The sequence below is a fragment of the Flavobacterium sp. genome (assembly GCF_036741995.1).
Lineage (GTDB): Bacteria > Bacteroidota > Bacteroidia > Flavobacteriales > Flavobacteriaceae > Flavobacterium.
In genome coordinates this window covers 1-6,004 of sequence record NZ_DAINRG010000078.1, presented here as the reverse complement: position 1 = coordinate 6,004, position 6,004 = coordinate 1, and the positions used below count along the sequence as shown (strand labels likewise).

At 33.2% G+C, this 6,004-nt stretch carries 8 protein-coding genes and 1 pseudogene; 5 read left to right on the top strand and 4 right to left on the bottom strand.

Annotation, left to right across the window (positions count from 1 at the left end; all coding sequences use genetic code 11):
• The first annotated feature begins 134 nt into the window (after window positions 1–134).
• From V7D82_RS13190 to V7D82_RS13165, 5 genes and pseudogenes are all read left to right on the top strand, one after another.
• A complete protein-coding gene (locus V7D82_RS13190; protein ID WP_333601423.1) occupies window positions 135–791 on the top strand; it encodes a hypothetical protein in 657 nt (218 codons plus the stop codon).
• A gap of 16 nt (window positions 792–807) precedes the next feature.
• On the top strand, window positions 808–1,854 hold the full coding sequence (locus tag V7D82_RS13185; protein ID WP_333601422.1) for an XRE family transcriptional regulator: 1,047 nt from the start codon (window positions 808–810) through the stop codon (window positions 1,852–1,854).
• Between the two features lie 257 nt (window positions 1,855–2,111).
• Window positions 2,112–2,921 (top strand): annotated as a pseudogene (locus tag V7D82_RS13180) (IS1595 family transposase); the annotation flags it as partial.
• 111 nt (window positions 2,922–3,032) lie between these two features.
• Window positions 3,033–3,182, top strand: coding sequence for a hypothetical protein (locus tag V7D82_RS13170; RefSeq protein WP_333601419.1), 150 nt, complete (start codon window positions 3,033–3,035; stop codon window positions 3,180–3,182).
• Entirely contained in the window at window positions 3,160–3,390 is a 231-nt protein-coding gene (locus V7D82_RS13165) for a hypothetical protein (RefSeq protein ID WP_333601418.1), read from the top strand. The genes V7D82_RS13170 and V7D82_RS13165 overlap by 23 nt, the downstream gene beginning before the upstream one ends.
• A 310-nt stretch (window positions 3,391–3,700) precedes the next feature.
• Here the strand turns inward: V7D82_RS13165 and V7D82_RS13160 are convergent, their stop codons facing one another.
• From V7D82_RS13160 to V7D82_RS13145, 4 genes are all read right to left on the bottom strand, one after another.
• Entirely contained in the window at window positions 3,701–4,219 is a 519-nt protein-coding gene (locus tag V7D82_RS13160) for a hypothetical protein (RefSeq protein WP_333601417.1), read from the bottom strand.
• A 158-nt stretch (window positions 4,220–4,377) separates the two neighbouring features.
• Window positions 4,378–4,767 carry a hypothetical protein gene (locus V7D82_RS13155; protein WP_333601416.1) on the bottom strand — a complete coding sequence of 130 codons (390 nt, stop codon included), beginning with the start codon at window positions 4,765–4,767 and terminating at the stop codon, window positions 4,378–4,380.
• 179 nt (window positions 4,768–4,946) lie between these two features.
• Entirely contained in the window at window positions 4,947–5,372 is a 426-nt protein-coding gene (locus V7D82_RS13150; RefSeq protein WP_333601415.1) for a hypothetical protein, read from the bottom strand.
• Between the two features lie 163 nt (window positions 5,373–5,535).
• The gene (locus tag V7D82_RS13145; RefSeq protein WP_333601414.1) at window positions 5,536–5,910 is read right to left on the bottom strand and encodes a hypothetical protein; all 375 of its coding nucleotides are present in this window, start codon (window positions 5,908–5,910) and stop codon (window positions 5,536–5,538) included.
• Window positions 5,911–6,004: the final 94 nt, after the last annotated feature.

The window sequence follows — 6,004 nt, the reverse complement described above, 5'->3', positions numbered from 1 at the left end:
ACTTCACGTTCCTAAAACAAACGTATGGACTTCGCTAATCAAAAAATAGGACAGTATATTTTAGGTCTTAACTAATTGATAATCAGAATTAGGAATATTTTTTATAAAAAAGTTGGAATATTTTTTGTTTAAAATTGGAAAATGTATTACATTTGTTTTCTAATAAAGATGCAATGATGAGACAACTACTAAATTTACAAGAATCCCAAGAAGTTTTAAAGCCATATAGCGGAGAAATAACAAAATGTATTCAAGACTCTTTTAATGAATTTACAGAGATTCAAAAATTTTCCAATCGAGAAAGGTTTGTTGAATTTAACATCAGAACCAAAGCTAATATTATACATGATTTGATTCGATCAAAAATTACTGATACTTTTTCAAACACTAAAAATGTAGAAACGGGAGATTTTAACCGAATATTTGGGATGAATATTGATAATCAATTATTTATCAGGTTTAAAAAAATGGATAGAAACTTTAATGTTTCCGCAACCCTAACTAAACAGCATAAAAAATACAGAGGACAGCAGGAACTTGAAGGGTTTCCTGCAAGACCGACATTTCTATTTGCAGGATATATGCCAGATAAAGCGTGGGCTAGTTTACAAGGCATATATATTGCCTGTTGGCACGGAGATACTTTAGAATGGATTGATGAAACAGGCAAGTATTCTTATGAGCAAATATCATTAGATTTAACTTCTACAGGAAACGATATTAAAGAAGTGATAACAAGAAGAATTACTGGTAAAACAGGTACAGAAGAAAGAAAAACAGGTACTAACTAAATAAATATATACTACATTGGAAATAAATCGTGAAATATTAAAATTAGCAAGAGAATCTAGAGGGTTAAACCAAAAGGAGCTTTCCGCTTTGCTTGGTATTGAACAAGGCACTTTGTCAAAAATAGAGAATGAATTTTTGTCTATTGACAACGATTTTATTCAATCTGTTTCTAAAGTATTGGAATATCCGGAAAGTTTCTTTTATCAAAAATGGAATGTACATACTGTTCAAGGGCATTTCAGAAAGAAAGCGTCTTTAACAGTAAAAGAAGTTAAGAAATATGAATCTAGAATGACTATTATTGAATGGCATCTAGAAAAACTTTTAGAGGCTGTGGAATTACCTCCTATTAATTTACCTAGTTGGGATTGTACTTTTGATGGAAGTCCTGATATGGCAGCCAATTTTTTAAGACAATATTGGAAAGTTCCACGAGGAAGAATAGAAAATATAACTAAGCTCGTAGAGGATAATGGAATTGTTGTTATTTCTATAGATTTAGGGGATTTAGATGGATTTAGTATGTTTTCTAATTCAGGAGTTCCTGTAATATTTGCAAATAAAAATGTTCCTGGAGATAGATTTAGGTTTATTATTGCACACGAATTATTCCATTTGATTTTGCATTTTGCAAAAAAGGTTGATGCCTCAAGAGATACCGAGGAAGAAGCACACTTGGGCGGTAACGAGTTTTTAATTCCGTCAAGTGAGATAAGACCCCATTTAACTAAGTTAAGCATTGAAAAACTAGCTGAGCTAAAAACATATTGGAAAGTCTCGATGCAGGCAATTCTTGTAAAGTCGTATAAACAATTAGGCATCACTACAAAAAATCAGTATCACTATCTATATAAACAAATGAGTTTCTTGGGTTATAGAAAAAATGAACCTGTTTTCGTGCCTGTTGAAGTTCCTACATTAATTAAAGAAATTATTGATTATCACTTACAAGATTTGGGGTATACTAAAAATGAGCTTTCACAATTACTTCATGTAACTGATAAAGATTTAAACAGTACATATTTCGATAATTTGAGATTTTTACCTCATAGAAGTGCATAAAAAAGCACTCTATTAGAGTGCTAAATGATTCCGTAAGTCCCCACATTAGAGGGCAGATTGATGGAATCTCTCATTAGGATTAGGCAGTTGCCAACCATCAACCAAAAGGAGGAAGTTCGCGCTTCCTCTTTTTCATACACAAATTTACGAATTATTACAATATAAAACAAATTGTAATTTTATCGTGAAATAATTACAATTTTATTTGTTTATGTAAATTTATAGCCGTATATTTACACCATCAAATAAGAACAACCATGAAAACCGTTAAAGATTTAAGAGATTTCGATAGTTTATTCCAATTACTTGACTACTTCACTACAGAAGAAATCTGCGAACAACACCTTGCTGTTATTCGTTGGAACGGTACGCCTACTTGTCCTTATTGCGAAAGTGAAAGAGTAAACACTCTTAAAGGTAATACTAACCGTTACAAATGTTACGGATGCAGAAAACAATTCGGTGTTAAAGTTGGTACTATATTTCACGATAGTAAAATCTCTTTAAGAAAATGGTTCGTTGCTATTTATTTGGTTACTGCTCACAAAAAAGGAATTTCATCTTGTCAACTTGCAAGAGATTTAAACATAACTCAAAAAGCCGCTTGGTTCGTGTTACAACGCATCAGAGAAACCTACAACGTGAAAGCTGAAAAATTCACAAACACCGTAGAAATCGACGAAACATACATCGGTGGAAAAGAGAAAAACAGACACGCCAACAAAAGAACTGCGGGTTCTCAAGGTGGAAGCGGTAAAACTCCGGTGCTTGGTATCTTAGAGCGTGACGGTAAAGTTTATGCAATTCCTGTAAAAACAGAAAAGCAAAAACTATCGTTCCGATTATGGTAGATACCGTAGAATCGGGTGCAACAGTTTATACTGACGAGTTCAGAGGTTACATTTCATTACAGAAAAATTATACTCACGATTTCGTTTGTCACAACGCTAACCAATACGTTTCCGGTTCAGTTCACACTAACGGAATTGAAAACTTTTGGTCTTTGCTTAAAAGAGGATTGGACGGAATTTACCACCAAGTTTCTGACCAACATTTACACCGTTATGTAAATGAGTTTACATTCAGATTTAACAACAGAAATTTGTCAGAGGGAAGCAAATTTGATGTAGCTTTGGCTAACGGAACTAACAAAAGATTGGATTATAAAACCCTAATCAATGGCTAAGAAGAAAGAAGAACATATACCACGCCCGAAAGAGGACGTTAAAATAGACAAATCAGAGCCTAAATTCAATCAGGCTCTTTCGTCGTTTGTAAAGAAAACAACAACTAAGCCTAAATCAAATGACGATACAGGCAATAAGTAAACTATATACCGCAAACCTTGACAATCGTGTTGTGTTGTTCTCAACCAACTTGAAGGATTTTGCGGAAGCGTTGGCACTATTAGAGCCCAATGCAGACCCTTATCACACCTTGCGCCGTAAATTTGAGAAAGAAAGCGAAATGCAGTTTATCGGAGCAAGTAAAAAGGAATATCTGTTACAGGAAGTCTATAATGCTAAAAAGTCGTAGAATTTAACGAAATGGCGCCTTTTGTTGCCTCCTAACCTATCTATGACTAAAACGTATGCCGTCCAAGAAAAATGCCTGTTACACGAACTGTAAACGTGCGATAAGGAAAAGTAAAGGGGAACCGCAATCGGGCAAATGAATTTCGAGTTTGCCAAAATGTATTAACGATAAAAAAATGCCTATTTTTGATAGGCGGACAACTTTAGAGTTAATGGGTTACACAAGTATGTAATTGCCAAGATAAAAGTTTTTCGGAAACGGAAAGAACAAAAACCAGCTATTTTGCCAAACCGCTGTTGGCAGTAGTAATTTATAGTAAAACTAACTTTTCAACTTCTTCAGCAGTTATCATATTTCGGTCTGTTAAGATTTCGATTAAGTCGTTTAAATTATATAAACTAGGATATAATTCATAGAATTTTTGAATGTTAAATTCTCCATTTTCTACAAGGTCATTCACAGCAATTTTGCTAAATAAATCTCTGTTCATAAGACAAAATCCTGATATGAATAAAAATTTTATTTGGCTTAGTTGAATTGAAATACTAGAAATGTAAATATCATTCAACTTATAACATCTAAAGTCATTTTCACTAGGATATTTTTGAAAACCTAAACTGAATAAATGTTTTTCTTCCAAAGGTATTATCCTTAATTTACTAACGTCAAAAGAAATTTTCTCTTTCGAAGCTAATAATTCGACACCCACCCACCAATAATCTTCGTGTTTTCTCAGTTGTATTACTTTCGCAGTTTCGGAGTCTATTCCAGACATTCCATATCCAAGATATTTTACGTAATCACCAATTTTATATGCGTCTCTTTCCATAGGGTTTTCTAATTATTACTGCCAACGTTCCGCGGCTTTGCGCTGTGGCGACAACTTACCGCTTTGTTGTAAAGATATGTAAATTTCCTGCTGAGTATTTTCCGGCTAAGGAAAATAAAACCAGCCATAGCGCAAAACCGCTGTTATAGGCAGTACTTTCACATATAATCTTTAATTATCAAATACATTGGTAATATTGTACTCAACAAGAAAAACGTAAATCCAAAAAATCTATCTGCCAGGTTTTTATCTGGATTGAATAACAATTCCTTTTTCGAAACGATTTTTGGATCTCTTTTTTTTCTTGCCCAAAAAGGGATTAGCAAAATTCTGTAAAGTAAAAGTGAGTATAAAGGACAAAACCATAAAAGCTCAAAATTTGGTTTTCCATTTTCGGCTGATTTTAAACTAATGATGGCTAAAACTGAACAAACTATGCAAATACCTAAAATTATTAAAAAAGAATTTTTTTCTCGCAAAGCTTTTCGATAAAACAAAAAAATTGCAGGAACTAATATTAATCCAATAATTGAAAACTCTTTAGTCATTTTATAATTAGGTTTCTTTTAAACGCAATGCTTAGTATTGCCTATAACGTTCCGCGGCTTCACGCAGTGGCGACGCCTTTAGTGATTAGTTGTAAATATATGTAAATTTCCTTTTCGATTTTCCGGCTGAGGAAAATCGGAACCAGCTATTGCGTAAAACCGCTGTTATAGGCTGGCTTTTATTTTGGTGTAAACTTTATACGTTTCCAAAAATTATACATTAATTTATCTTTCTTTGAATTCAATAAAATAATACTGCTTTTATTCCGTATTTCAATTTCGAAAATTGAGGAGTCTTTACCTTCTTTTATAATTAAGTATTCTCCAATTTTTTGATCATTGCCATTTTTTCTGTAAATAGAATCTATTATGTAATAGTCGTGTATTTGGTCAGCGGTAAAGTGCATGTTTTTGAAGAAGGCAATCTTGTTTTTACGAATGCTTATGCCATTGCCATGGATTGTGTCTGATGAATCCAACCATTCTCCTTCTATTAGCAAAGGATTTGAGCTTGGTTTTGATACATACTCAAATTTTCTTTCACAGCTTACTATAAGAAAACTAAAAGATAAAAGCAATAATAATGGAATCTTTATGTTCGTCATTTGTATGAGGTTGATTAAGCTTGCCTATAACGTTCCGCGGCTTTACGCAGTAGCGGAGCATTTTATTGATTAGTTGTAAATGTATGGAAATTTCCTTTTCGATTTTCCGGCCGAGGAAAATCGGAACCAGCTATTGTGTAAAACCGCTGTTAGCACCAGGTTTTTATATTTTAATTTTCACCATATCTACTGTTATCAAACTTTCATTTTCCATATTTCCATCTCCAAAGTCAGCAAAACCAATCATCATTGGTTCACCAGATACAATTAGATGATACACTTCGTCTTTTTGAACTTTAATTTTGGCTTCTCCATTTGAGTCTGAAACATATTTTGCGACCAAAGGGTATTGTTTTACTGGAAAACCAAATTTTTCAATGCGTAATTCTATACTATCATTCTCACGTGGCTTTTTGGTTTTAGAGTCAACAACTTTAATTGTAACATTCACCAGCTCTGATTTTTTCTCGCATGAAAAAAATACAATGCAAAGACAAGCAATTATAATTAAAGGTTTTTTCAAAATCAATGGCTTCATTTTTGGCTCAAAATTTAAGTAGACGTTCTGAAAACTTGGTGCTAACGTTCCGCGGCTTCACGCAGTGGCGACGCCTTTAGTGATTAGTTGTAAA

Excerpts from the sequence above, each read along its gene's own strand:
- V7D82_RS13170 (WP_333601419.1), top strand. The coding sequence starts at position 3,033 with ATGGCTAAGAAGAAAGAAGAACATATACCACGCCCGAAAGAGGACGTT.
- V7D82_RS13165 (WP_333601418.1), top strand. The coding sequence starts at position 3,160 with ATGACGATACAGGCAATAAGTAAACTATATACCGCAAACCTTGACAAT.
- V7D82_RS13160 (WP_333601417.1), bottom strand. The coding sequence starts at position 4,219 with ATGGAAAGAGACGCATATAAAATTGGTGATTACGTAAAATATCTTGGA.
- V7D82_RS13155 (WP_333601416.1), bottom strand. The coding sequence starts at position 4,767 with ATGACTAAAGAGTTTTCAATTATTGGATTAATATTAGTTCCTGCAATT.
- V7D82_RS13150 (WP_333601415.1), bottom strand. The coding sequence starts at position 5,372 with ATGACGAACATAAAGATTCCATTATTATTGCTTTTATCTTTTAGTTTT.
- V7D82_RS13145 (WP_333601414.1), bottom strand. The coding sequence starts at position 5,910 with ATGAAGCCATTGATTTTGAAAAAACCTTTAATTATAATTGCTTGTCTT.